Raw genomic sequence first — 24120 nt, 5'->3', positions numbered from 1 at the left:
GGAAAACCCGGGACGCTTCACACCACACCCATTTGCCCAATTGGCTGGAGGATCAAGGCCGCATGAGGGAGGGAAATCTGCCATGGGCAGAGGTGATCGACCCCGACCCACCTACCTACGAAGCCTTCCTTGACTTGGTAAGGGTTAGGTTTAGAATCAACGGCATAGAGCAGATCGGGGCTCCCGCTTGGGAGCCTAAGTTGGTGTACACAATGACAAATGTTGCTCAAATCTCAACGGATATCGACGCGGCTGTTGCTGAAGCAATCGGTCAGCTTGTTGGCGTCCGGAAATGGGGTGACGTTGTAAATGTCAACCTTCCCCTGTTTTATCCTAGCGGCAGCGCGGTCTGCCTCAGCATTAAATCTACTCGGTTTGGATATTCAGTAACCGATAGCGGCCTTGCCTATCGCGAACTGGAACAACTCGGCGCCGATACCTTTTTCAGCAAAAATGCCGCTATACTGACCGAGGATGCGGCAGTGTGGCACAATACACGCGAGCTTCTTTCCGAGGCCGACCCGAGTGCGCTGTCGAGCGCTATGGCTGATGTTGCCGCACTATCGACACGGCTGACTTGGAAGGTTCTGTCGAAGGTTAGTCGCAAAGGTGAGGCGGAAATAGCCGACTATCTTTTTGTAAGACTTCAAGACGTTTTCGGTTCGGCTCGCGTCGAACGGGAGGCAAGAATCGTCGGTCCATCTACAAGGCGCTGGACGGTGGACGCGCTTGTTCATCTGGATGGTAGAGACGCTGCATTCCAAGCGGTTTCAAACAATCACATGTCTGTATATCCTGCGGCAGCGATGTTTCATGACCTCGCTCTGAGCGACAACCCGCCCGCGACCGTGGCCGTCGTAAAAAGCAAGGATGCTATGGGATCATATTTCAACATTCTCGCCCAAGCGGGTAATGTCATCGAAGAAGCGCAAGCTGACCAAGTTTATGAAAGGGCAGCGGTAGCATGGCAAGCTTCCTAACATTGTCTCAAGCCCTGTCCGAAGGGCGATTGCACGATTTTGTCGCACAGGTAGAAGCTGAGGAAGTCGGCCCCGCTGATCGCGCTCAGTTCGAGGTGATAATTGGGCGCATCACAGCGCCCCTACCAGAAGATCAAACATCCCATTCACTCGCTGCCGGTGGTTCGCGCGGAAGGTGAACTCGCTCAGATAGCGCTGCATGTGCTTGGCGCTGATCTGGACATGGGTAGAGCGGATCGACGCTTTGAACAGCCGCCAGAAGCCTTCCACGGTGTTGACGTGGAACGTGTTGCCGCTGCGGTAGTCATAGACCGCATATTCGCCTTTGCCGTGGCTCACGCGGCCATGCTCGAAGCCGTCACCCGTGAGTAAGTTGTAGCTGTAGAGTTCGTCCGTCGAAACGACAGAACCCGGCTCCACGTTGTCCAGAACGACGCCGCGCAGCGTCTCTTTCTTAACGTTGGGGATAACAACCGCCTTCATCGGGCCGTCTCGGCTGATAAGGCCCATAACTATCGTCTTGCCCGGCGCGCCACGGCCGCGCTTGCCACCAGACTTGCGCCCGCCAACATAGGCTTCGTCAAGTTCAACATGACCGGCCAGCAGTGCGTCGAACGACTGCGCCTTGGCGGTCAGGTCGCGGATTTGCTGGCCGATGCGATATGCGGTCTTGTAGGTCACACCCAGTTGGCGTTGCAGTTCCTTGCCAGAAACGCCGTGGCGCGTAGTGCAGAACAGATACATGGCATAGAACCACGAAACGAGCGGCGTCCGCGTGTCGTGCAGGATGGTGCCAGCGGTGGGGTTCACATGATGGCCGCAGTTGGCGCAAACGAACGTGCGGCGGGTTGCGAGCTTGTGGTGGGTGCTTTCCTTGCCACACGATCCGCACTCAAAGCGGGTGCCGCCAAACCGCACTTGCATGATGTGGGCAAGGCAGGCGTCATCATCGGGGAAGCGCTGGAAGAACTCGCGAACCGAGAACTCAGGAGAGGCGGAAGGGCTTTTCTTGCTCATGCCATTGTATATGGCAGAACATCATACATGCGTCAAGGGGATAAACGGGAAGGAAAAGCCATCCGTTACCGCGTTGGCGGGAAGGGCCAGCACGGCTTCGACATCGCCGGTCAGCCTAAGCCTGCCGCCATCCATTGCCTCGATCTGCACGCTCACGCCTTGGCCCTTCCCCTGAGAATCGAAACAGGAGTGAGAATAGAACATAGAGTGAACATAAGGAAGAGGCGTCGGGTAAGGCGTGTATAGCAAGATAAAGGCCGACACGCTTCGTCGTATCTGCCCGGCCAAGCCCTTGTCTGAACATCCTTTTTTGTAGAGACGGCCTGTCTCGTGGGCGAGACTGGATCATCACCGGTAGGACGCAAAACCGCAGAAGTCTTGGGCTTTTGCACGAGATACTTGAGACTTTGGGGCTTTGCTCGCCATATCCTGCCGATGGCACAGGATGACGATATGTTCGAGCCCCGCGTCGGACGTTCACGGCGCGACAGCGCCCGCCCGCCGCGCGCTGCCAGACTGCGTTCCGAGATACTGAAGCAGGTTGCCCGGCGCGGCGGTGACCCGCGTCGGCTAGGCGATGCTGGTGCGGTTGCAGCGCCCCGCACGGGGCGTTTCAATGCGCGGGGCCGGGGCGCCCGGATCGCGGCCGCCGTGCCGCGCGGTTCAGGCTGGTCCTTTGACCGCAACAGCGGCATGCGGGTGCGGCCCCGGCGGGTGACGGTGAAGGCGCGCGTCGTGAAGCTGGCGGGCAAGGCGGCTGCTATGCGGTCCCATCTGCGCTATCTCGAACGCGATGGCGTCAGCCGCGAGGGCGAGCCGGGACGCTTCTACTCGACCTTTGCCGATGACGCGGACGGAAAGGCCTTTGCAGAACGCGGGGCAGGCGACCGGCATCAGTTCCGCTTCATCGTCGCGCCCGAGGATGGTCCCGCCTTCGATCATCTGCGCGATTTTACCCGCGACCTCATGGCGAAAATGGAGGAGGATCTGGGCACGACGCTCGACTGGGTGGCGGTGGATCATTTCGACACCGGTCATCCCCATAGCCATATCCTGGTCCGGGGCATCACCGAGGACGGCAAGACCCTCAACATCGCGGGCGATTATATCGCCCATGGCATCCGCCATCGGGGGTCGCAGATCATGACCCAGGCGCTTGGGCCGCAGAGCGAGCTGGAGGTGCGTCACCAGCTCGAGCGCGAGGTCGATGCCGAACGGCTTACCCGGCTCGACCGGATGATGCTGGCGCCACGGCGCGCGACCAGGTCATCGACCTGCGCGGACAGGAAGGTCAGCGCACGTTCGATCCCGAGCATCAGCAACTGTTGGTCGCCCGTGCCCGTGTGCTCGAGCGGATGGAACTGGCGGAGCCATCGGGGCCGCTGGCCTGGAAGCTCGCCCCGCACATGGAACAGACGCTGATCGATATGGGGATGCGTGGCGACATCATCCGCCTGATGCACCGCGAGATGACGCAGGAGAAATCAGCGCCCGGGATCAAGCATGATCGCTTTGTCGTCCATGGCATCGACAAGACGCCCGAACAGAATGAAGGCCCCATCATCGGCAGGGTGGTGAAGCGGGGCACCGCCGACGATGAGCATGAGCGCCGCTATCTGATCGTCGACGGCGTCGATGGGCGCAGCCATTATGTCGATATCGGGGTCAGCGCCGAGCCGACACCGATCGGTGGCATGGTCAGCCTGACGCCCGTGCGGGCCGAAGCAAGTTCGGTCGATCGGACCGTTGCTCGGATCGCCCAGGCAAATGGCGGTCGCTATACGGTCGATATCCACCTGCGGCACGATCCCACCGCGACCGAAAGCTTTGCACAGACCCATGTGCGCCGACTGGAGGCGATCCGCAGGGCGATCGGCAAGCCCGAGCGTGCGCCCGATGGGACGTGGAAGATCGGTCCCGATCATCTCGATACAGCGTTGGCCTATGAGCAGCGCAAGCTGCGCGCCGAACCGGTGAAGGTCGAGATGCTGTCCTCGAGACCGATCCTCGAACAGACCGGCGTCCATGCAGCGACCTGGCTGGATCGGGAACTGGTGGCGACGGACAGGATAGCCATTGCCGATACAGGCTATGGCGCAGAGGTCCGCAAGGCGCTGGCGCTGCGGCAGCAATGGCTGGTCGAGCAGCAGCTGGCCGAGCGACAGGGGGAGGATGTCTTCTATCGGCCCAACCTGCTGCGCATTTTGCGGGACCGCGAGATGCGCGCGGTGGCCGGGCAGTTATCGAACGAGATGGGCCTGAAGTTCACCCAGATCGAACCGGGCGAACGGGTCGAGGGGACGCTCAGGCGCAGCGTGGATATGACTTCCGGACGCTTTGCGCTGATCGAACGCGCGCGGGACTTCACCCTGGTGCCGTGGCGCGACGATCTGGAACGCCATGTCGGAAAGCCCTTGTCCGGGATCATGCGCGACGGGCGGTCGATCAACCGGACAATAGGCCGGGGGCGGAGCGGTCCCAGCATCGGCGGTATGTGAGGAGCATCCGATCCCAGAGCCGATCCAGGCCGATCCAGGCCGATCCGCGCCCATCAGCACCATAGCCTTGCGACGGGTCAGACGGCGATAATCGCCCACGGTAGCGGATCGCTCTTATGTCCCCCTGCAAAGGGCTGGTCCGCTGCCACCCGACATCCCCATGGGCAGGCGGACATCCTATGAAAAGCTACAAGACCCGACATCAGCTGTTCCTGCCTGAGGAGATGAGCAAACGGCTCGACCATCTGGCGAAGAGCTCAGGCCGCGCGCGATCCGAGATTCTGGTCGAGGCGCTCGACGCCTGGTTCAATCGGCGGCAGGCACCCAAATCCGACGAGAGCATCGGCATCCGCCTGACCCGGATAGAGCGCGATACCCAATGGCTGCGCCGCAACCAGGGCTTGGTCTGGGAAGTGCTGGCGCGGATGGTCCGGCATCAGCTGATTATGGGCGCCATGCATCCGGTCGATGAGGCGGCGCAGGCCGTGGGGGCCAGGATGCTCGCGCAATTGATCGACGAGATCGCCGACCGGTTTGCCGGGAAAGCCGCGCCCGCCACGGACGACCCCGCAACCTTGAAGCTGAGGAGTTTGCAATGAGCCGGGAGCATCGCGCGCTGAAGACAACAGACCTTCCCACCCCCGACGGGTTCGAGCCGATCACGGTGCGTGTTCCCGATGCCTGCCGGATGCTGGGCATACGGCGCAGCAAATTCTATGAGCTGATCGCCGATGGTGAGATCAAAATCCTCAAGCTGGGCAGCGCTACGCTTGTTCCCATGGAGCAGATCAGGGCATTGGTTCTGCGGCTTGAGAAGGGATGAACGGAAAGCAGACTGCCAGCTACGCCCTGCCTGTGGCTGTCCGGGCCAGGTCTCGGAGAAGGTCTGCGTTCAGACCGGCAAACGCATGCGGCTCACTGATGATGCAGCATTTTCTCGAACGCCTCATTCGTTTTGGCCATCTTGGCGATTTTCCGCAGATGGCTGCGAACATGGCGCTCGAACCGCACATCGTCGTAAACGCCCGTCGCGTGATATTCCTCCTGGCCGATCAGCGCCTTGAGGCGCTGGGCAAACGGGGTCTGCTCTTCGGTGCAATCTGGAGCCTGAAGGGCGCGGCATACCCATTCCTCAGCGGCGGCCTTGTCATAGTCGTCGCGTGCCTAATAGCCGCGCCGGTCGGCCGCAGCCTGATCCAGCTTCGACACGTCCAACCGGCGCGCCAGCCATTTACGGACCACTACTCCATCCCATGGCTTTGACGGATTGCTCATGCATCCGCTCCAAATCCAGATCGCCAGCCCTATATCAGCGGCCCGTTCGTGTTCGACGACGGAATGATGACGCGCTGATGTTATTGCCGTGCCAGCAGCCGAAGGGTGGCATCGTCGCGCACGCCGTCGAACCAGCGGTCCAGTGCGGCGCTGAACAGGTCATCGCCCGTAGCGACTTTGAACAGGGTAAGGGACGATCGTAGCTTCATGGCGTCCACCTCTCCCAGCACACCGACCGCGCTGCTGCCGTGTGGCAGGTCTTCCAGCGTCCGCACACATTCTCGCAGGCGGTCGCCGAGGGTGGAGTGCTCCAGATAGGCGCGAGCCTCGTCCAGTGACGCGATGGCGTAATGCTGTGCGGTAGGGCTGCGGCCCAGGCCAGCGAGCTGGGGGAAAATGAACCACATCCAGTGGCTGGTCTTTTTGCCTTGGCGCAGCTCGGTAAGGACGGCCGCATAAGTGGACTGTTGGGCGGCAAGGAAGCGGTTCAGGTTATACGGGTCGTTACTCATGCCGCTATGACGCGGTCGGGAGCTGGTCGTTCCGCGTGCCCGGGTTGGGCTACGTTCCGCCATTCAGCACTGCCTTTCGACTTCCTAAAAGAAGACGCTCATTTTCCGATCATTATCGACCGCGACGCTTTGGGCGATAGCCGTTCCGTCTCCTTCGCAATCCGCGCTTGAACAGCTTATCGTGGAGCAGGCAGTCAGCCGCGCTTGCCAGCCATCCGTATGAACGACCCGATCAAAGTGAGCGTCTTGGTCGCGAAGAAGGTCAAGACGCGATCGTTGATATATATCGCTCCAATCCTGGCAGAGCAGATAAACGGCGTTGCCATACAAGTTCTCGAACACGACCAAATCGTCGGCAAACTGAACTTCGAACTAAGATCCAAAGCCACCTTGGCCACAGACGTAAGCTTTCGGCCGGAACTCCTCTAACAGTCGCACCCGCTCTCGTAAGCGCACCATTTTCCTGTTTTCGTGCCGTTTACGGGGTCAGGCGGGGGTTTCGGGCGTGGCGGTGGCGGCGAGTTCGGCTTCGCGGCGGGCGCGGTTGCGGTCGCCCAGGTCCTGGCGCTGGGCCATGGCGGTGAAGGCGGCGGCGGAGCGCAGGCAGCGGTCGCGTACATTGTCGAGCAGGGCGGCGTCCGCTTCGGCATGGGCCTTGTCAGCGAGCGCGCGATAGTCGGGATTGGCCACGGATAATTGTCCTTCGCATCCCCAGGGAAGAAGGCCGGGCATCATGGGATGGACACCCGGCCGGCCCGCACTGCCCACTCAGCGCGAACGCCGGGCGGGCAGGGGCCTTTCTGTTAAGCGATGGGCGGCCCGCGACGCGCGCGATCCGCCCGGACGCCTTATTCGGCGTGGGTGAGGTTTACCGCCGCCATCTTGCCGCGACGGTCCTGCTCCAGATCATAGGAGACGCGGTCCTTTTCGCGCAGCGTGGCGAGGCCAGCGCGCTCGACGGCGGTGATGTGGACGAACGCGTCGGGGGTGCCGTCATCGGGAGCGATGAAGCCATAGCCCTTGTCGGCGTTGAAGAATTTGACGGTGCCGGTGATGGCCATTGGGTATTCCTTCTTGTTTGCGGCGCGCCCCGTATGGGCGGGCCAAGGGCCAGAGAGGCAGGGAAAGAAGGAAGTTGGTGCCGCAAAGCGCCGAAGACCGTCGATTTGCGACTGTAGCCCGTCCCATATAGGGCATCAGGCGTGCAATAGCAAATCGCGGTACCGGGCGGCGCGGCATTTGGGGCCGGCGAAGGACGACAGGGGCAGGATCAGTGCGGAGGGTCCGCCGCGCGGGTCGCGCCGGCCGGCTCGGCCGAATCGGCGGCATTGTCGCGCCCGGCCGCCGCCGCGTCGAAGCCGAAATAGGCGTCGCGCGCGCGGATCGCCGCTTCCTTATAGGGCCGATATTCCGCCTCCAGCTGCCGGGCGACGGCCTGTTCCTCGTCCATGGTCAGTTCGCGCTGATAATCGTCGGGATCATACATCTCGTCGGTTTCTTCGCCGGTGAAGTCGGGCGGCGGGGGGAAATCGGTGCGCCAGGCGTTGTAGAGCGTGTCCCACCATACGCCGCGCAGCCCGGCGGCGGCTTCCTCCGGCGGCAGGTCCATGAGGTGGGGAAAGGCCTCAGGCGGGCGAAGTTCACACCGTTCATGGGCGGCGGAAAAGGGCGGGTTCAGCCCGGTTTCGCCATGGGCGACGGGGCCAAGCGGCCCGCCCTGCGCGGTGGTGGACAACAGATTGCGGCGCACCGCGATGAACATGGCGACGGAGGCGGCGGACGTCACCAGCAGGGCGGCCTCGTCCTCGACCGGGTCGGGATCGCCGGGCCGTTCCCCCAGCAGGGTCTGCGCGTCGGCGCTGGTGCGGGCGGATGGTTCGTGACCGGCAAGGGGCAACTCGTCGCGGGCCACTTCGTCCAGCATGACCGCATAGGGGCAGATCATGTCGCAATAGGCGGTGAAATCCTGCGCGACGATGCGGGCGAGCGCGGCGTCGGAGCCTTCGGCGGGCGCATCGGCCATGCGATCGAGCCGGGAGAGCATCGACATGGCGAGGCGATTGTCATGGCGGTGGCGGCGCACCTCATAATTGTCGGGATCGCGGCGGCTGACCTCCTCCTGCCCGGTGATCGCGCGGGCGAGCAGATCGGTCGCGAGACGGTCGCGTGCGATCAGGATCGCCGCGTCCCAGCCCAGCCGAAAGGCCGCGCCATCGTGACGGATGCGCAGATTATAGGCGCTGCGCGCGGTGATGCGCACGCTTTCGCAGGCGAGCATGATGACGCCGGTGGCGGCGAGCGTTTCAAGGAAGCGCCGCTGCCGCGCGGGCGTCCACCCATCGGCGCGGGTCGCATCGGCCGGGGTGGGGAGGTCATCGGGGAGCGAGGGGACGGGCGGCGGCAGAATCGCGGTCATGGCAAGGCTCCTGTTTCCAGAATGAGGCTTGCCCAAAGGGTAGGCAGATGGGGCGGGTGTAGGACAGGGCAATAGGATTTTGGGCGTGCGCGTGGTTGCGCGGCATGCCCGCCCCCTTGTCACCGCCCCGGTAGGCGTCAGGGGGCGGGGAAGGCCATTTTTATTGCGTGAACATATTCTTGTCGGTGACGACCAGATTGGTCACGCCGCAATAATCGACCGGGCTGTCAAATTCGCTGCCGTCGGAAAAGACGATGCGGGTCTGCACCTCGCAACGTTCATCGCCTTCGAAGAATTTGAGCGGCCGGGTGGCGGCGGGCTTGAGCGGCATTTTGAGCCAGTCCTTCGACCAGCTGCCATCCTTGCGCTTGGTAAAGAACTGGATGGCGTCCACGGTCGATTTGTTGACGAGCACAAAGGCGTTGTCGTCGCCATCATCGGCCTGGGCCGCAGGCGCGATGAACAAGGCAGCGCAGAGCGCAGCGGTGGCGGCAAATGATTTCATGAAAGTCCCCCCTGAAACGGCGCGCGACGGGAGTCGGGGCCGTGGGACAAGGGGTTAGCGGGCGTTGCGGGTGGGCGCTAGGGATATTGCTGGCGGGTGTGAAGAAGCGCCAATATCTGAATGCGGTCGGTCATGACGCGATATACAAGACTATAGTTGGGGTGAGCTACGTCAGACAATCGGTTGGACTAAGCAGTCTTGTGTTTGTCCGCCTTTTTACGGCGGTCTATGATGGCCTGCATCCGCGCCATCGCTTCATCATGAGGGATGCCGGGTTGGTCCGAGGCCATGGCGGCTTCCACCTCGGCGCGAAACCAGGCGTCATAGGCTTCCGCTTCCTCGGTCGTCGCAAACTCGGACTCGATAGGGGTGAGTTTGGTCATGAGAGGAGGGTATCAGGGAAGGGCGGAAGTGCCAATTACGATCAGCGTTGAAGATTGTCGTACCCAGCTAATGTAGTCTCTTCTCGTGAGGCGTTAAGTTGCAGCCCCGTTTTTCTGGCGACTTTCCAAATAATCTCGCCTCATGTCCACAACAGACATCATGGTTTCCGACAACCTATAGAACGTATACAGACACTCAAAAAAAATGACCATCGTCGTGAAATTGAACAAACCACTAACGACATTTTTTATGGCGACGAAAATGATTGAACATCGCTGAACGCTCTCTGCCGAGAATGATCCAATAGCGGAGCAAATTGGGCCATGATCGACGTATAACCCAATGCTAATAATAAATATCAGGATTAAATCAGTTATAGACAAGATTATAAACAAACGAGATCGAGATCGGAAATTTACCCCGAGTGATTTTAAAACCTCGATCTCGTGACGATCTGTTTCGTTTTGAGGTGGTGGAAGGTCACTCCCAGCCATCGAATGATCGGAGAATAGCGCTGAAAAAGTGAACCCGGTTAAAACGGTAATAATCAGGGCTATATTCTGGAATGAATTTTTTGAGAGGTCAGCACCAAATACAGAAATCAATATAGACGTGATGATGATCACCGAGATACGAAAGATGTGTCTCTCTCCATCCCCATGATAGGATTTATATACATCTTTCCAGATCAGCAGCACTGACGGGCCTCATACTATGAGAGGAATGATACTTTCACGCATGATTCTGATCATTTCCATTTTCACCTGATCTCGATCGGCTACTCCATCCCCGTCAACGTCAACCTGTAGCGGAAATTTTGTCGAAAAGTTATTATCTCCTAGAAAATAAACTGTGCGTTGCGACCTGTCTTCCCTGACGAGGACAGAGCAGCCGATAATATCGTCATCATCAAGTTCTAGCAAACTTCCAGCGTTAACGACCTCTGCAAGCACTCGTTTGCGTTCTGCAGCAGTGCCTCGCATTCTGTTCGCGACTTCGTTAACTCGATCTTCGAAATCTTCTCCGTATTCCGAATTTTTAATTGCGAAGACGCCTGATGTGCCAAATAGCGCTTTTCGTTCAGGTCGGTTGTTGGCTTTTCGATACGCGAGCTTCAGAGAGATTGGGTGTCCCCGCCCGATTTCCGTCGAAACGCTCCTCAGCGTCTTGGAAGCCACGCGGTAATTTCCATGCAAGATATGAGATAAGCAGCTTTTTATACCGTCATAATCACCAAATTGGCCATGATAAGTTATGCCGACTAATATTTTTCCGTCTCTCAACTTAGTGATTAAGTAATGGAAATTACGCAGATTAAGGCTCTCCGCCGAAATAACCCCTAACCGATTGTTTCTATATTTTTGTCCATAATATGCACCTTCGAAGTCGCCAAAATGAACAGCTCCGTCTAAAATCTCATAATGGTTGAACGGAAGGTTCTTACCTGTCTTAATGAGCTGAATTACATTCTCGTCTGCTTCATCTAAAGGAGTTAAATCAGAGATTCTAGCGATAACCCTTTGGAACTCTTCATCAGTGAAGCCTTCTTCAACTGCATCATCAGGATCGTCACCATTTTGGATCGACTTAACCAAATAATGAAAGGAGGCTCTCACTTGATGGTTCTTTTGTCGTTTGGCCACTGGATGATCCCACTTTTTGATGCCGTGATCGGATAAAATACATGGGTATCATTGCGGTCAAGTGATAATGCTGGCTATTCCGCCGCCACAGCCTCCAACCCCAGCAACGGCGCGAGATAGCGCCCCGTAAAGCTCCGCTTCTCTTTCACCACCTTCTCCGGTGTGCCTTCCGCGACGACTTCGCCGCCCTTGACGCCGCCTTCCGGTCCCATATCGATGATCCAGTCCGCCGTCTTGATGACGTCGAGATTATGTTCGATCACCACCACGCTGTTGCCCTGATCGACCAGCGCGTGGAGGACTTCGAGGAGTTTGCGGACATCCTCGAAATGGAGGCCGGTGGTCGGCTCGTCGAGGATGTAGAGGGTGTTGCCGGTGGCGCGACGCGAGAGTTCCTTGGCGAGCTTGACGCGCTGGGCCTCGCCGCCCGAGAGGGTCGTCGCCTGCTGGCCGACCTTGATATAGCCTAGGCCCACTTCCGCGAGCATCGCCATCTTGTCGCGGATGGGGGGGACGGCCTTGAAGAATTCGACCGCATCCTCGACCGTCATGTCGAGCACGTCGGCAATGGACTTGCCCTTGAACTTCACCTCCAGCGTCTCGCGATTGTAGCGCGCGCCGTGGCATACGTCGCAGGTGACATAGACGTCGGGGAGGAAGTGCATCTCGATCTTGAGCACGCCGTCGCCCTGGCAGGCTTCGCAGCGGCCGCCCTTGACGTTGAAGCTGAAGCGGCCGGGCTTGTAGCCGCGCGCCTGCGCTTCGGGGAGGCCCGCGAACCAGTCGCGGATGTTGGTGAAGGCGCCGGTATAGGTGGCGGGGTTGGAGCGCGGGGTGCGACCGATCGGCGACTGGTCGATGTCGATCACCTTGTCGCAATGCTCCAGCCCCGACACCTTGTCATGCGGGCCGGCGATGATGCGCGCGCCATTGAGCGCACGGGCCGACGCGGCGTAGAGCGTGTCGATGGTGAAGCTGGACTTGCCCGATCCACTGACGCCGGTGATGCAGGTGAAGGTGCCCAGCGGGATCGACGCGGTGACGCCGGTGAGGTTGTTGGCGCGGGCGTTGTGGACGGTGAGTTTCTTGCCCGTGCCCTTGCGGCGCTTGGCCGGCACGTCGATGCGGCGGGTGCCGTTCAGATAATCGGCGGTGAGGCTTTTCTTGTTCTTGAGCAGTTGCTTGAGCGTGCCTTCCGCGACGATGGTGCCGCCATGGACGCCCGCGCCCGGCCCCATGTCGACGATATAGTCGGCGGCGCGGATCGCATCCTCGTCATGCTCGACGACGATGACGCTGTTGCCGAGGTCGCGCAGGCGCTTCAGGGTCACGAGCAGGCGATCATTGTCGCGCTGGTGCAGGCCGATCGAGGGTTCGTCGAGGACGTAGAGGACGCCCGACAGGCCGCTGCCAATCTGGGAGGCGAGGCGGATGCGCTGGCTCTCGCCGCCCGACAGGGTGCCGGACGTGCGGTCGAGGTTGAGATAGTCGAGGCCGACATTGTTGAGGAAGCCCAGGCGCTCGACAATTTCCTTGAGGATGGCCCTGGCGATCTGGTTCTGCTGGTCGTTCAATTGCGCGGGGAGGGTGGAGAAGAAACCCAATGCGTCCACCACGCTGCGGCGTGTGGAGATGGAGATGTCCTCGCCCGCGATCTTCACGGCCAGCGCCTCGGGCTTCAAGCGGGCGCCGTGGCAGGTTTCGCAGGGCTGGGCGCGCTGGTACTTGGAGAGTTCCTCGCGCATCCAGGCGCTGTCGGTTTGCAGCAGGCGGCGGTTCAAGTTGCCGATGACGCCCTCGAACGGCTTTTTCACCTCATAGCTTTTGCGGCCGTCCTGGAAACGCAGCGTGACCGACTTGCCGCCGGTACCGTATAGGATGATGCGCTTCGCCTCGTCGGGCAGGTCGCTCCAGGGCGTGTCGAGCGAAAAGCCGAATTCCTTGGCGAGCGAGCCGAGCACCTGCATATAATAAGGCGAGGGCGGATTGGATTTCGCCCAGGGGACGACCGCGCCTTTCTTGAGGCTGAGGGCCTCGTTGGGTACGACCAGTTCGGGGTCGAACTCCTGCCGCTCGCCAAGCCCGTCGCAGGCCGGGCAGGCGCCCATGGGGGCGTTGAAGGAGAAGAGGCGCGGCTCGATCTCGGGAATCGTGAAGCCGCTGACCGGGCAGGCGAATTTTTCGGAAAAGACGATGCGGTTGGCGGGGACGCCAGCGCCCTTCATCTTCTTGTCGGGGGAAGCGGCTTCGTCCTCACGCCCCGGCACGACGCCGTCCGCCAGATCGACATAGGCAAGGCCATCGGCGAGTTTGAGCGCCTGCTCGAAACTGTCGGCGAGGCGCGTGCCCATCTCCGCGTCGACGGCGAGGCGGTCGACTACGACTTCGATGTCATGCTTATATTTCTTGTCGAGCGCGGGGGCGTCTTCGATCAGATACATCTCGCCGTCGATGCGGACGCGGGTGTAGCCCGCCTTCTGCCACTCCGCCAATTCCTTGCGATATTCGCCCTTGCGCCCGCGCACCACGGGGGCGAGCAGGTAGAAGCGCGTGCCTTCCGGCAACAGCATCACGCGGTCGACCATCTGGCTGACCGTCTGCGCGCTGATGGGTTCGCCGGTGACGGGCGAATAGGGGATGCCGACCCGCGCCCAGAGCAGGCGCATATAGTCGTAGATTTCGGTGACGGTCGCGACGGTCGAGCGCGGATTGCGGCTGGTCGTCTTCTGCTCGATGGAGATGGCGGGCGAAAGGCCCTCGATATGCTCGACATCGGGCTTCTGCATCATCTCCAGGAACTGGCGCGCATAAGCGGAGAGCGATTCCACATAGCGGCGCTGTCCTTCGGCATAGATGGTGTCGAAGGCGAGCGAGGATTTGCCCGAGCCCGACAGGCCGGTGATGACGATGAGGCTGTCGCGCGGCAGGTCGACGTCGACGCCCTTGAGATTATGCTCGCGCGCACCGCGGACGCTTATGTGGGTCAGCATTCGCTAAAGCTCTGCTTCTGGATGTGGGTAAGGCTCATGAGGGATGTTCTATCTTCGTTCCTGGCAAGGGTCCAGAGTGGAAGATAGGTGGGCGAAGGGGCAAATGCGAGGGCGGTTGCGAAACCGCTGGCGCACCTTGGCAGTCGCTGTTCTCGAAGTGCAAAGCGTGATCGGCTTCGTTTTTTGCCGCATAATCAAAGTGGACCCCGCCCACGTCGTTGACATATAACCAACCTTCAGTGAGATACGCTGGCAACGTCATGGGCTGCCGACTTTTGCCGCCGCATTGATTGTCAAAGGTGGTGAAGCGCGCCGAATATAATCTAAGTCCCAATTACGGCTCAATGGCGAACCTTCGAAATCAACAGCCGGATCCGGCGTGATTGGGCCTGTCATCACTGGATCGCGGGCTGAATCGGGGGATTTCATGGCAGGCGAAAACGGCACATATGTAACCGTCGGCAATAGCGCGGACAATTTGGCGGTCATCAGTGGCGTCGATGGCAGCGTCACGGGCGGTCAGTTCATTGGCGCCGGGGAGTTCATTGGTGGCGACCTTCAATCGGCGATCACCGAGATTCGCTATAATTATCTGGGCATTGTCCGGAATTACACTCTGACCGATGGCGTGATGGAGGTTTTTGCCGAAGCCGGCCACGGTCTGTTCGTCGATGCGTCTTTGGCTCCACTAAACTACCGCGCTCTCTATTCTGAAGGACTGGATGACGTCATCCACATCCCTGTCGGTCCGACATTCCATCTGTCCGGGCAAACCGATTTTATCATCGGATCGCGACACAATGACGAGTTTTTGAGCGGGCAGAGTGCGCTGTCCGTAGGTGGTGAGGACAGTATCTTGGGGGGCGGAGGAGGAGATGAATTTCTGATTCATCCCGGCAGCCAGTCCAGCACGCTGGTCATCGCCGATTTCGATGCGGACGACCGGATCGTCATCAAGGCCGATGGTGCGGCCGGCGTCAGCCCCCAAGTGGTCGATGCCTTCACCGGCGTGGCTGGACAGGTCAAATATTCGATTGTTCGCGGTGTCGCCACGATCGAAATCGATGCCAATGGCGATGCGGCGACCGACAATATCGTCAGCTTCGCCGTGAACCAGGAGTTTTTGCGCTTCTACACGATCGGTTCCGGAACAGACCTGTATGTCGACTATCGTAAATATGTCGACACTCTGGACGCCAGTGACGGAGATAACATCGTTGATGGCTATTTTACGGACATCAATGCTTTCAACATTCGCGGCTATGCGGGCAATGATCGTCTGTTTGGAACCCAGGGTGCCAATCTGATCGACGGCGGATCCGGCGCGGATTATATGGTCGGTGGCGATGGGGACGACATCTACATCGTCGATCAGATTGATGACGTGGTTGTCGAAAGTCAGGATCAGGGATTGGACCAAGTGTCGTCGAGTGTCAGCTATTCGCTCGCCGACCATATCGAAAATCTGACGCTGATAGGAGCGTTGGATATTGATGGCGCCGGGAACAGAGCAGCCAATGACATTCGCGGCAACGTAGGAGACAATGTCCTATATGGCGACGCGGGGGACGATCATCTATATGGCAATGCTGGCGTCGATTTGCTGAATGGCGGCACGGGCGCGGACTGGATGGAGGGCGGTCAGGGCAATGACCGCTATATCGTCGATAATGTTGGCGACACGGTGGTCGAACGTGCCGGCGAAGGTTTCGACATGATCGATACCAGCATCAGCTACACGCTTTCGACGAATGTCGAGGCGCTGCGGTTGATGGGCATTCAGGGGGCGGTCGATGCTCATGGTAATGCGGGCAATAATTTTCTGAACGCCGTGTGGGTCGATGTCGCGCCGGCCGCGGGCACGCAAATCCGGCTCTATGGCGAGGGTGGCGACGATAATCTGCTTGGTTCGCGTTATGGCGACCTGCTGGATGGCGGCACGGGTGCAGACAAGATGACCGGCGGCAATGGTAACGACACCTATGTCGTCGACAATGCGGGCGACGTGGCGATCGAGCAGGCGGGCCAAGGGTTCGACACGGTCGATACCAGCGTCAGCTACACGCTGGGCGCCAATGTCGAGGCACTGCGGTTGATGGGCATCCAGGGCGCAGTCGATGCGCATGGCAATGCGGGCAACAACTGGTTGAACGCTGTCTGGGTCAATGTCGCGCCGGCGGCGGGCACGCAAATCCGTCTCTATGGCGAGGGCGGCAATGACGATCTGCAGGGATCGCGCTATGGCGACCTGCTGGACGGCGGGACGGGCGCGGACCGGATGACTGGCGGCCTGGGCAATGACAGCTATGTCGTGGACAATGCCGGCGACATCGTGGTCGAGCAGGCGGGCGCGGGCTATGACGTGGTGACGTCGAGCATTGGATATGCACTGGGCGACAATGTCGAGGCGGTGCGGCTGATCGGCGTGGCCGCCGGCGCGACCGTGGTGGCGCAGGGCAATGACCTCAACAACGAACTTAACGCAGTGTGGGTCGACCAGTCGGCGAAGGTCAGCCTGCTGGGCGGGGGTGGCAACGACCGGCTGCTGGGTTCGCGCTATGACGACCTGCTGGATGGCGGGACCGGGGCCGATACCATGCGCGGCGGCCGTGGCAATGACAGCTATGTCGTCGATAGCGTAACCGATCTGGTCTATGAGCAGGCGGGTGAGGGCTATGACGTCATCACCAGCAGCGTCGGCTATCGGTTGGGCGCCAACGTCGAAGGGCTGCGGCTGGTGGGCGTGGCCGAAGGGGCGAGCGTGGTGGCGCAGGGCAACGACCTCAACAACTCGCTGAACGCGGTGTGGGTCGATAAGTCGGCTAGCATCAGCCTGCTGGGCCATGGCGGCGACGACACGCTGCAGGGGTCGCGCTTTGGCGACTTGCTGGACGGCGGGGCGGGATCGGACAGGCTGACCGGCGGCGGCGGCGCGGATCGCTTCCATTTCGGCGACGTGTTGAACGCGGCGACCAATGTCGACACGATCCTGGATTTTCAGAAAGGCGTGGATGTCATCGAACTGGACGACGCTGTCTTTGCCGGGCTGAACCTTGGCAAGCTGGACGCGAGCGCGTTCGTGGCCAATGCCAGCGGCACGGCGACCTCGGCCGATCAGCGCATCATCTATGACACGGATAGCGGGCAACTCTTCTACGACGCTGACGGGTCACTGGGCGGTGCGGCAGTGCTGTTCGGCATGGTCGCGGGGCATCCGCCGCTGACGGGCGCGGATTTTGTCGTGGTGTAAAGCCGCATAGCGCTGATCCGTCGACAAACGGGCTGGCCAAGCGGCCGTCGAGCGGGCAGAGGGGCGGGCGATGCACGCGCCTGATCCTGCAACCTTCATCGCCGCGGGCGCGAGCGCGCAGGTGTATCGGCTTGAGGGCGGGCGGGTGCTCAAGCTGTTCCATGCCGGCATCGATCCGTCGATCGTCGCGCGGGAATATGCGATAGCGCGGGTGGTACAGGCGAGCGGCCTGCCGGTGCCGGCGGTGTTCGGCGAGACGCGGGTCGAAGGCCGGCAGGGGATCCTCTATGCCGAGATGCGCGGCCCCAATCTGTTGACCTATATGGCCCGGCATCCGCATCGCGCGGCCTGGGCGCTGGAGCAGATGGCGCAGCTTCAGGAGCGCATCCAGCGCTGCCACGCGCCGGCGCTGCGCAGCCGCAAGGCGGTGCTGGCCGAGGATATCGCCGCCGCCGACATATCCGAGCCACTGCGCGAAGCGGCGATTGCGCGGCTGGACCTGCTCAATGAAGGGGACCATCTGAGCCATGGCGACCTGCATCCCGGCAATCTGATCGTGACAGACGCTGGCGTTGGCGTGATCGACTGGTCGCGCGCGGCCTGCGGGACGATCGCCACCGATCTGGTGCGGACCGAGATGGTGATGCGCTTTGGCCCGGCGCGCGGAGGCGGCGACGTCGCGCGGGCGGAGGCGGTTATGCGGGACGCGGCGGCCGGATGGTATCTGCGGCGCTATCGTGCGCGCACGGGGCTGGACAAGGAAGCACTGGGCGCGTGGCGGGCGCTTGTGGCGCTGGCCTGGATGCGCCAGCGCGCGCCGGCGCGGGATGCGGCCTTTGCCGATTATGTCGCCCGAGCGCTGCGCGAGGCGGGGTTGCCGCCGCTTTAGGCTGTCGCGGGTGCGGGCGGCCCGCCCTCATGTCGTTGGTCGGCGCTGGCCCGCGCCTTGTCGACAGGAAACGCCGCCGGGCGGGACGCGGCGGCGGATCGTCGAAGGACGGCGGCGATGCACGGCCCGTCCGCTATGATCGATCATGTTAAGGCACGGTTCACCGCTAATAGCGTCGTCTGCCTTTTGACAGTTTACCCCGATCCGGAGTGCCCGACAGCGCCTGGATACGCCCCCGGCAATCCCTTGCGCCGGGGGCGTTTTCTTTATGCGGCGATTTCGTTACGATTCGCTTATTCCCTTACGGTGCGCTGTCGTTGGCGGCGCTGGCCATGTCGTTCGTCGCGCCGTTCGTCCCCTGCCTGTCCCCCCTTTGTCGATGGTCGCGCCGTTCGCCGACGCGGCGTGCACCCGGTCGAAGCGGGCGAGCGACAGGCGGGCACTGGGCATAAAAGGATCAGGCGAACGGGAGAGGGCGCTTCAAACCCCATCCAGACCTCAAAGAAGCGCCGCCCGTTCGCACCCAGCGCCGCGACGCCCCCCTGAACAGGCGGCGCGGGTCATGACAGAGACAAGAGGAGATTTGCCCATGTTCCGTATGTTTACGCTCGCCGCACCTGTGGCCGCCGCATTCGCCCTGACCGCAGGCGCCGCCCAGGCCGAGGATTTCGTGTCCAATGGTCGGACCGCGCAAGTCTATCATGGCGACCTGAACCTGGCCGATGCCGACCAGCAGAAGACGCTGCGCAGCCGCATCGCCCGCGCCGCGGCTCGCGTCTGTTCGTCGAGCGACCGCATGACCGCGCTGTCCTGCAAGTCCAAGGCGATCGCCCATGTCGAAGCGCCCATGGCCGCGGCCATCGCCCGCGCCGAAACCGGTGAGCGCTATGCCGATGCCGGCAGTGAGACGGTCAAGGAGACGCGCGCGATCGTCGGGAATTGATGGTGTTTCCGCCCGCTAACGAACAGAGGCCCGGATGCGCTCCGGGCCTTTGTCATGATCAGGGCAGTGTCAGCCGTTGACGATCATGCCGCCATTAGGGTGAAGCACCTGGCCGCTCATATAGCTGGCGTCCTGACAGGCGAGGAAGAGGAAGGCAGGCGCGACCTCATTGGGTTGGCCGGGCCGGCCCATGGGCGTGGATTCGCCGAAATGCTCCAGCTTCTCCTCGCTCGCGCCGCCGCAGGGGTTGAGCGGGGTCCAGATCGGCCCGGGCGCGACGGCGTTGACGCGGATGCCGTGCCCGATCAGATTTTCCGACAGGCTGCGGGTGAAGGCGGTGATCGCCCCCTTGGTGCTGCTGTAATCGAGCAGTTCGGACGCGCCCTGATACATGGTGACGGACGTGCAGTTGACGATCGCCGCGCCTTCCTTGAGGTGCGGCCGCGCCGCCTGCGTCAGAAAGAACATGCCGAAGATGTTGGTCTGGAACGTGCGGCGCAACTGATCCTCGGTAATGTCGGTGATGTCCTGATCGGGATGTTGTTCGCCGGCATTGTTGACCAGAATGTCGAGCTTGCCGAAGCGGTCGATCACCTGAGCGACGGCGCTGTCGCAAAAGGCCTTGTCGCCCACATCGCCCGCGATGGTCAGGGCCTCGCGTCCCTCGGCTTCGACGATGTCTGCCGTCTTGCGCGCATCATCATGTTCGCACAGATACAGGATGGCTACGTTGGCGCCTTCGCGGGCGTAAAGCGCGGCGACGGCGCGGCCGATGCCGCTGTCCGCGCCGGTGACGAGCGCCACCTTGCCTGCGAGGCGACCCGAGCCGGGATAGCGCGGTTCCCATTCGGGTTTGGGATCGACCCTGGATTCATGGCCGGGCAGGCCGTCTTCCCGGATCATTTCTTCATAGCTGTCGGACATGGGGCTCTCCTTCGCAAAAAGGGCCAACCCATGTCGCGCCGCTTTTGTTCAGCCGGGCGGGGCCGCCTTCGCGCGGTCGAGGAAATTGCGCGACAGGCCGTGATAGAGGCGTTCCTTGCACACGCGCTGCGCCGCGCCATCCGCGACCAGCGCCGCGCCCAGCAAGGGGAGCATGAAGCCGCGGCTGCCGGTGGTTTCGGAAATGATGATGACGGCCGTGAGCGGCGCGCGAACCACTCCGGTGAAATAGGCGACCATGCCCAGCAGCACGACGGCGCTGCCCTGTTGCTCCGGGAACATCCAGCGTAGCAGGTTCCCAAAGCCCGCGCCGGTCGCGAGCGAGGGCGCGAAAATGCCACCGGGAATGCCGGAGATGCTGGTCGCCAGCGTGCTGATGAATTTTGCCGGGGCGAACCAGAGCGGTTCCTGCCCCCCGGTGATGAGGTGGCGGGCGGGCGCGTAGCTGGTGCCCCAGGTAAGGCCGGTCAACACCCCGATCAGCGCGACGACCGCGCCGCAGCAGGCGGCAAAGCGGATCGGATGGGCGCGGCTGAAATCAGTGAGGCGGTTGCGGCTGGTCGCCGCCGCCAGCGCCAGACGGGCGAACAGGCCACCCGACAGGCCGCCCAGCACGCCGGCGAACAGCGCGACGACCATCGCGGAGCCGAGCGGCAGATGCGCGGCCACGACGCCGAAATAGACATAGTCGCCCGCCAGCCCCAGACTGACCATGCCCGAGATGATGACGGCGGTGATGACCAGCAGCGTCATGCGCTGTTCATAGGCCGACGCCAGTTCCTCGATCGCGAAGCTGATCCCGGCGAGCGGCGTGTTGAAGGCAGCCGCGACACCGGCCGCGCCGCCCGCGACCATGACCGATGCACGCAGAGGCACCTGAAGCACCGAATGGACGCGGGCGAGGATGGCGGCGGAAATCTGGACCGTGGGGCCTTCGCGTCCGACCGATGCGCCCACCAGCAGGCCCGCCAGCGTCAGTGCGACCTTGAGCAGCGCGGTGCGCAGGTCGACCAGCCGCCCGCCAATCTGTTCGGGCAGGCGGGTGGCGGCGATGACCTGCGGAATGCCCGATCCGCCGGCGAAGGGGGCGTAGCGGCGGGTGATCCAGGCGATGCCGGCAAAACCGAGCGGGGTCAGGACCAGTGGCAGCCAGGGCCATTGCCCCGCGAGGTGATCGAAGGCTTCGCTGCTGGCGTCGGCCGCCCGCGCGAAGAGCAGCGCGGCAAGACCAACGAGAATAGCGCCGCCCATCAGCGCGAGACGGCGGCGGAAGATGAGCGACGTCGGGCCGGTGTGGCGGATCAGCGCGCGCACGCGCCGCATGGTCCATCGGCGGCCCGTGATGCTCATACCCGGACGGACTTCCCGCCTGACGGAGTGGAAAGGGCGACGAGGGGGGTGGGCTGGGCCACAGGCTGCTCCGCGGTTCGGCTGAAAAGGCCAACGATCGGCCTTGCGCCTTCCCTCTATGGTCGCCAGCCCGCAGAGGCAAGACCGGCGACCGGGAAAAGCCGCATCAGGGCTTGGCCGTGCCCTGCGTTGCCTTGGTAACGAACGGGTTGATCGTCTGGATCGTGCCGTCCGGATTATAATGAAGTTCCGTCACCTTGACGTTGCGCAGGCGGGTTTGCCCCGACAATTGGGTGTCGGCATAGAAAAGCCACCATTTCCCATTCCATTCGACAATGGAATGATGGGTGGTCCAGCCCTCCACCGGCTCCATGATCCGCCCCTTGTAGGTGAAGGGGCCATAGGGGCTGTCGCCTATGCCATAGGCCAGATAATGGGTATCGCCGGTCGAATAGCTGAAATAATATTTGCCCTTATATTTGTGCATCCACGACGCTTCGAAGAAACGGCGGTCATGGTCGCCCCCCAGCAGCGGCTTGCCCTGGTCATCGACGATCTGGACGGCGCGGGGCGTTTCGGCAAATTCCAGCATGTCGCCGGTCATTTTCGCGACGCGCGGGGCAAGCGCGGGCTTGTCATCCTGGCCAAGGTCGGTCTTAGACCCGTTGGGATCATAGGCCCCGTTGACATTGCGTTGCAGCTGGCCGCCCCAGATGCCGCCGAAATACATATAGCTTTGCCCGTCATCGTCGGTGAAGACGGCCGGGTCGATCGAATAGCTGCCCTTGATCGGCTGGGGCTGTGCCTTGAACGGACCCATCGGGTCCTTCGATGTGGCGACGCCGATGCGGAAGGCGCCTTCCTTGTCCTTCGCCGGGAAGTAGAGATAATAGGTGTCGCCCTTCTTCGCGGCGTCGGGCGCCCACATCTGCTTTTCCGCCCAGGGCACGTCATCGACGTCGAGCGCGACCGGGCCAAGCGTCACCGGCCCGCCGATGCGGTCCATGCGCAGCACCCGATAGTCGCGCATTTCGAAATGACTGCCCAGATCATCCTCGGGCGTAGGCCCGTCGATATCATGGCTGGGATAGACGTAGATCTTTCCGTTCCAGACATGGGCGGACGGGTCGGCGGTGAAAATATCCTTTACCAGCGGCTGCGACAGATAGTCGGAAGCCGGGCGCTTGCCCGCCGCCTGCTGGGCGTTTGTAGCGTTGGCGCTGGTGTCGGCCGGTTGCTGGCAGCCCGCCGTCAGCGCGGCGGCGGCCACGGCACCAAAGGTCAAAATGGATTTGCGCATCATGCATCCTCTCCCGATTGCATTTATCAAGATAGCGCTACCATCGGAAGGGCGGTGACGTCCACGCTTTTGTTCCAGCGCCTTGGACGAAGATGCGCGTTTGCGCTTCAGCCTTCGGCGCGACGGCGGTAAACGAAAGTACCAGACCTCACTTCCAAATCTCTTATAACCCATTGATGATAAATCGGAAAAATCGATTTTAAAGGGAGCAGAATCTCGCCAGCAATCATATAGTAAACATTCGGAGAGTGGCGGTGTTGATCGCCGGCTAAGGAGCCATGAAGCCGCTTTACCGGGAGTACTCGTCCTTGGGGGAAGGTCGGGCATGATACCCAATTTGGATCGTTTGATGAATTATGTCGTCACGCCAGTAGCAAGCCGCCTGACCGGCCTTTCCGTCGATCTGCTACGTGAATGGGCGGTCCGGCGTGCGCTCATCCCGGCGGACGGGCAGCCGTGTCGCAAGGGCGCGCCGGCGCAATATAGCTGGCAGACGATTTTAGTGCTCCGTCTGGCGACGACTCTGCATCGGCAGTTCCGCATCGAGCTGCAGGGGCATAAGGATTTGTTCGACAGCTGGCGCCAGACGCTGAAGCGCACGTCGTTCATCGCGCTCTCAGGACGGCGCATAGCCTTATATGGCAATGATCGCTGGGAGCTGCTTGGCCCCGGCGAAATTCCAGGGGACGGCGAGGACGTCCTCATTTTCGGTCTCGACCAACATCTTGAGGTCCTCCGAGAGGGCTTCGGCCTGCCGTCGCCCACTCGCCGTGAAGGCCAGCTAGAGCTTTTCCCGGTCCGCGCGGTGCGCGATGCCGCGGTTGCATCAGCACCGTCTCCAACAGCCAAGGCGGTCGGTCGATGAGCGAAATGCTGCAGGGCTGGCTCGACCGGCTCGGCTATTCGGCCGAGCCGGCGCAGCTTCATCTACGCACCGATGACGTGCCCGACACGCACCCTTACGCCCTCGAACTGCGCGCGATGCTGAGCGACGATGGTGCGATCGGCGCACGCGCCGTCTTCGATGTCGAAGGCGTGCCCGCGGTCGTATTCGTCTCCCATGATGATCAGCCGCTGTCGCGCGACCAGCTCAACACCATTCGCCAGCGCATCTGGAACAAGAGCCTCGCCACCGTCGTGATCGATGTGCGCGGCGACACCGCCGTCGCCTTACCAGTCCGGCGTCTCAAGAATGCGCAGGAGCATCTGGACTTGTAACGGTTTTG

Annotated in this window: 24 protein-coding genes; 11 read left to right on the top strand and 13 right to left on the bottom strand. The window is 61.6% G+C overall.

Annotated features, from left to right (window positions below; all coding sequences use genetic code 11):
- Positions 1-980, top strand: a 980-nt coding sequence (locus tag B2V90_RS13500; RefSeq protein WP_293921696.1) for a hypothetical protein, incomplete at its 5' end; no start/stop codon positions are given.
- Positions 981-1091: 111 nt separating this feature from the next.
- On the opposite strand, the gene B2V90_RS13495 is transcribed toward B2V90_RS13500, so the two are convergent.
- Complete coding sequence (locus B2V90_RS13495) at positions 1092-1997, bottom strand: IS1595 family transposase (RefSeq protein WP_228223099.1); 906 nt, start codon at positions 1995-1997, stop codon at positions 1092-1094.
- A 21-nt stretch (positions 1998-2018) separates the two neighbouring features.
- Positions 2019-2153: a hypothetical protein gene (locus tag B2V90_RS13490; RefSeq protein WP_266103227.1), complete on the bottom strand. Its 135-nt coding sequence runs from the start codon at positions 2151-2153 to the stop codon at positions 2019-2021.
- A 297-nt stretch (positions 2154-2450) separates the two neighbouring features.
- Here B2V90_RS13490 and B2V90_RS13485 point away from each other — a divergent pair, with 297 nt between their 5' ends.
- The 5 genes from B2V90_RS13485 (at position 2451) to B2V90_RS13465 (ending at position 5758) form a co-directional block, all read left to right on the top strand.
- Complete coding sequence (locus B2V90_RS13485) at positions 2451-3419, top strand: relaxase/mobilization nuclease domain-containing protein (protein ID WP_228223098.1); 969 nt, start codon at positions 2451-2453, stop codon at positions 3417-3419.
- On the top strand, positions 3323-4495 hold the full coding sequence (locus B2V90_RS13480; RefSeq protein ID WP_293921692.1) for a DUF3363 domain-containing protein: 1173 nt from the start codon (positions 3323-3325) through the stop codon (positions 4493-4495). Before B2V90_RS13485 ends, B2V90_RS13480 begins: the two co-directional genes overlap by 97 nt.
- A gap of 179 nt (positions 4496-4674) precedes the next feature.
- On the top strand, positions 4675-5094 hold the full coding sequence (locus tag B2V90_RS13475; protein ID WP_228223096.1) for a ribbon-helix-helix protein, CopG family: 420 nt from the start codon (positions 4675-4677) through the stop codon (positions 5092-5094).
- Positions 5091-5318: a helix-turn-helix domain-containing protein gene (locus tag B2V90_RS13470; protein ID WP_228223095.1), complete on the top strand. Its 228-nt coding sequence runs from the start codon at positions 5091-5093 to the stop codon at positions 5316-5318. Before B2V90_RS13475 ends, B2V90_RS13470 begins: the two co-directional genes overlap by 4 nt.
- 98 nt (positions 5319-5416) lie before the next feature.
- Positions 5417-5758: a hypothetical protein gene (locus B2V90_RS13465; RefSeq protein ID WP_228223094.1), complete on the top strand. Its 342-nt coding sequence runs from the start codon at positions 5417-5419 to the stop codon at positions 5756-5758.
- A gap of 92 nt (positions 5759-5850) precedes the next feature.
- Here B2V90_RS13465 and B2V90_RS13460 read toward each other — a convergent pair whose 3' ends face one another.
- The 8 genes from B2V90_RS13460 to uvrA all read right to left on the bottom strand — a co-directional run bounded on the left by B2V90_RS13460 (position 5851) and on the right by uvrA (position 14220).
- Entirely contained in the window at positions 5851-6282 is a 432-nt protein-coding gene (locus tag B2V90_RS13460; protein ID WP_228223093.1) for a DUF1810 domain-containing protein, read from the bottom strand.
- Between the two features lie 486 nt (positions 6283-6768).
- Positions 6769-6972 (bottom strand): hypothetical protein, encoded by a 204-nt coding sequence (locus B2V90_RS13455; RefSeq protein ID WP_037542818.1) that lies wholly within the window; start codon positions 6970-6972, stop codon positions 6769-6771.
- A 158-nt stretch (positions 6973-7130) separates the two neighbouring features.
- Positions 7131-7343, bottom strand: a complete 213-nt coding sequence (locus B2V90_RS13450) for a cold-shock protein (protein ID WP_009822156.1) — start codon at positions 7341-7343, stop codon at positions 7131-7133.
- Positions 7344-7552: 209 nt separating this feature from the next.
- Positions 7553-8698, bottom strand: a complete 1146-nt coding sequence (locus tag B2V90_RS13445) for a hypothetical protein (protein WP_228223092.1) — start codon at positions 8696-8698, stop codon at positions 7553-7555.
- 160 nt (positions 8699-8858) lie between these two features.
- Positions 8859-9203, bottom strand: coding sequence for a hypothetical protein (locus B2V90_RS13440; RefSeq protein WP_228223091.1), 345 nt, complete (start codon positions 9201-9203; stop codon positions 8859-8861).
- Between the two features lie 188 nt (positions 9204-9391).
- Complete coding sequence (locus tag B2V90_RS13435) at positions 9392-9586, bottom strand: stability determinant (RefSeq protein WP_228223090.1); 195 nt, start codon at positions 9584-9586, stop codon at positions 9392-9394.
- Between the two features lie 708 nt (positions 9587-10294).
- Positions 10295-11230: a hypothetical protein gene (locus B2V90_RS13430; RefSeq protein ID WP_228223089.1), complete on the bottom strand. Its 936-nt coding sequence runs from the start codon at positions 11228-11230 to the stop codon at positions 10295-10297.
- Positions 11231-11304: 74 nt separating this feature from the next.
- Entirely contained in the window at positions 11305-14220 is a 2916-nt protein-coding gene (gene uvrA, locus B2V90_RS13425) for an excinuclease ABC subunit UvrA (RefSeq protein WP_293921683.1), read from the bottom strand.
- A gap of 427 nt (positions 14221-14647) precedes the next feature.
- On the opposite strand from uvrA, the gene B2V90_RS13420 reads away from it, so the two are divergent.
- The 3 genes from B2V90_RS13420 (at position 14648) to B2V90_RS13410 (ending at position 19302) form a co-directional block, all read left to right on the top strand.
- Positions 14648-17470 (top strand): calcium-binding protein, encoded by a 2823-nt coding sequence (locus B2V90_RS13420; protein WP_228223086.1) that lies wholly within the window; start codon positions 14648-14650, stop codon positions 17468-17470.
- A gap of 70 nt (positions 17471-17540) precedes the next feature.
- On the top strand, positions 17541-18359 hold the full coding sequence (locus B2V90_RS13415) for a phosphotransferase family protein (RefSeq protein WP_228223085.1): 819 nt from the start codon (positions 17541-17543) through the stop codon (positions 18357-18359).
- A 589-nt stretch (positions 18360-18948) separates the two neighbouring features.
- Positions 18949-19302: a UrcA family protein gene (locus B2V90_RS13410; RefSeq protein ID WP_228223084.1), complete on the top strand. Its 354-nt coding sequence runs from the start codon at positions 18949-18951 to the stop codon at positions 19300-19302.
- 69 nt (positions 19303-19371) lie between these two features.
- Here B2V90_RS13410 and B2V90_RS13405 read toward each other — a convergent pair whose 3' ends face one another.
- The 3 genes from B2V90_RS13405 to B2V90_RS13395 form a co-directional block, all read right to left on the bottom strand.
- Entirely contained in the window at positions 19372-20226 is an 855-nt protein-coding gene (locus B2V90_RS13405; protein WP_009822143.1) for a glucose 1-dehydrogenase, read from the bottom strand.
- Positions 20227-20274: 48 nt separating this feature from the next.
- The gene (locus B2V90_RS13400) at positions 20275-21594 is read right to left on the bottom strand and encodes a chloride channel protein (RefSeq protein ID WP_228223083.1); all 1320 of its coding nucleotides are present in this window, start codon (positions 21592-21594) and stop codon (positions 20275-20277) included.
- A 166-nt stretch (positions 21595-21760) separates the two neighbouring features.
- A complete protein-coding gene (locus tag B2V90_RS13395) occupies positions 21761-22897 on the bottom strand; it encodes a glycoside hydrolase family 43 protein (RefSeq protein WP_293921679.1) in 1137 nt (378 codons plus the stop codon).
- 346 nt (positions 22898-23243) lie between these two features.
- Between B2V90_RS13395 and B2V90_RS13390 the strand changes: the two genes are divergently transcribed.
- Together B2V90_RS13390 and B2V90_RS13385 are read left to right on the top strand one after the other, a co-directional pair.
- Complete coding sequence (locus B2V90_RS13390) at positions 23244-23759, top strand: hypothetical protein (RefSeq protein ID WP_293921677.1); 516 nt, start codon at positions 23244-23246, stop codon at positions 23757-23759.
- Positions 23756-24112 carry a PH domain-containing protein gene (locus tag B2V90_RS13385; RefSeq protein WP_228223080.1) on the top strand — a complete coding sequence of 119 codons (357 nt, stop codon included), beginning with the start codon at positions 23756-23758 and terminating at the stop codon, positions 24110-24112. The genes B2V90_RS13390 and B2V90_RS13385 overlap by 4 nt, the downstream gene beginning before the upstream one ends.
- Positions 24113-24120: the final 8 nt, after the last annotated feature.

The sequence above is a fragment of the Sphingobium sp. UBA5915 genome (genome assembly GCF_002431195.1).
In the GTDB taxonomy this organism is placed as follows: domain Bacteria; phylum Pseudomonadota; class Alphaproteobacteria; order Sphingomonadales; family Sphingomonadaceae; genus Sphingobium; species Sphingobium soli.
The sequence above is the reverse complement of the archived record's forward strand: the minus strand, read 5'-3'. Positions and strand labels throughout refer to the sequence as shown.